We start from the raw sequence: 2013 nt of genomic DNA, 5'->3' as shown, positions 1-2013 counted from the left end.
GCCATAGCGGCGCACCTGTACCTCCACATTGTAGCAGTGGCCTTCGCCATCGCGGGCGAGGACGTCGAGGATGATGTACTTGCCGGTGAGTTCGCTGGGTTCGATGTTGGGGTTGAGCACCTCCACCGAGGTGATGTTCGGCAGGTCCGGGCGCAGATCATTGATCAGGGCCACCAACAGGTCCGGGGCCTCGCTCAACAGGCGCTTGAAAACATAGTCATTGGTGGGGTCGAGCAGTTGGTTCATGCGGCCCGCTCCAGGACGCGCTTCTCCATGTTCAGGTGAACCTGACCGCCGAGGAAGGCACGAAAGCCCCGCTGATTCCTGGGTGGCTCATTGGTGCGAACGAGAGCCGAGCGAGGCAAGGTCATGGGTTACCCGTCCTTGTGGATCGATAAACGAATACTGTAAATTAATTCAATTGCATCGGGTCGTCAACGGGACAGCACTGACGTGGCTGACCTTGCGCCCTGTTGCTAAACCAGTCGAGAGTGCATGTCCCTTGCCCATGCCTTCAATCACGACTTCCAACCCCCGCCCCGCATAAAGCCCCCGCAAGGCATCCCCCAGGGCCTGCCGTGCCGCTGGCTCCCCGTGCACCAGGCGGATTCGCGATGGCCAGCGCTTCATCCGGCGCACGAAACCCACCAGATCCCGCTGGTCGGCGTGTCCGGAATAGCCGCTCACGGTGCTCACTCCGGCGCGAATGGTGTAGCGCTCGCCGTCCAGCATCACCCAGCCGCCCCGGGGGCCATATTGCTGAATATCCCGGCCCGGCGTACCCGCTGCCTGATAACCCACAAACAGCACTTGGTGCTGCTCGCTCCCCAGCATGGCCTTGAGATAATTCACCACCCGCCCACCGGCCGCCATCCCGCTGGCGGCCAGCACCACGGCCGGCCGCCCGGTGCGGGCCAGATACGCCACGGTTTGCAGGTGTTCTTCGTGACTGTCGACGGTATACAGGTTCTCGAACCCGAGTGGCCGCCGGCCCGCCTGCAGGCGTTTTTTGGCCTCGGCATTCCACCACGGTTTGAGCTGGCGATACACCTGCGTGAAACGCGCCGCCAACGGTGAATCCACGATGATCTCCAGATCTGCCCACGGGGATCCACCGGCATGGATCAGATCTTCCAGCTCGTACAGCAACTCCTGAGTGCGGCCGATGCTGAAGACGGGAATGATCACCGTGCCGTTGTTCTCCAGCGCCCGGGCGATGGCCTTACCCAGGGCCTGCTGGCGATTGGTCCGGTTGCCATGGAGTCGATCCCCATAGGTGGACTCCAGGATCAGCCAGTCCGCATGGTGGGGCGAGCGGGGTGCCGGCAACAGCGGCGTGTGGGGCGCGCCCAGGTCACCGGAGAACACGATGCGCTGCTCCCGGCCCCGACGCTTATCCTGCCAGGCCACCTTCACATAGGCCGAACCCAGAATATGTCCGGCCCGCTCCAGCCGAACCCGCAGCGACAGGTCGGGCGTGTTCGCTACGGTGTGCCACCGGCCATAGGGCAGGGGCTGCAACTGCCCTTCCACCTGCTCAAGAAAGCGCTGAATGAGATCCGCATCCCGCGTAAAGCCCACCTTGAGGGCATCCTCGATCACCAGTGGCAGCAGCCGGGCGCTGGGTGGCGAACAGAGAATCGGCCCCCGATAACCGGCTGCCAGCAGGTAGGGCAAGCGGCCGATATGGTCGATGTGGACATGAGTGACCACCAGCGCCTGCACCGTGGTGATATCGAAATCCACCGACAACTGCCGGAAAGCATCGGCTGCGGCATCCTCCCCCTGAAAGAGCCCGCAGTCCACCAGCAGGGAATGCGCCTCGTCGGCCACCAACTGATGGCAACTGCCGGTCACGCCGCTGGCGCCGCCGTGGTGGAGGAGGGTGGGGTGGTTGGGGGTGGGCATGGAACTCTTTCCTGAATCCGTGACGAAATCTTGCCAAATTTCATGATTAGCCTTCAAAAACAACAAGATAAATGAGAAAATCGGGGCTTCCCGTTGCACCAGTTG

The 2013-nt window shown here is 62.5% G+C and carries 3 protein-coding genes; all 3 read right to left on the bottom strand.

What is annotated here, in order from left to right:
- The coding region (locus BMY52_RS14980) for a PD-(D/E)XK nuclease family transposase (RefSeq protein ID WP_177169997.1) at positions 1-246 on the bottom strand (246 nt) is incomplete at its 3' end.
- Complete coding sequence (locus tag BMY52_RS15920) at positions 243-371, bottom strand: hypothetical protein (protein WP_281244107.1); 129 nt, start codon at positions 369-371, stop codon at positions 243-245. The genes BMY52_RS14980 and BMY52_RS15920, both read right to left, overlap by 4 nt.
- 46 nt (positions 372-417) lie before the next feature.
- Complete coding sequence (locus tag BMY52_RS14975; protein ID WP_090255792.1) at positions 418-1908, bottom strand: MBL fold metallo-hydrolase RNA specificity domain-containing protein; 1491 nt, start codon at positions 1906-1908, stop codon at positions 418-420.
- Between the last annotated feature and the right edge of the window lie 105 nt (positions 1909-2013).

The organism is Ectothiorhodospira marina, from assembly GCF_900109495.1.
GTDB classification, from domain to species: Bacteria; Pseudomonadota; Gammaproteobacteria; order Ectothiorhodospirales; family Ectothiorhodospiraceae; genus Ectothiorhodospira; species Ectothiorhodospira marina.
This window is presented reverse-complemented; position numbering and strand designations above follow the sequence as displayed.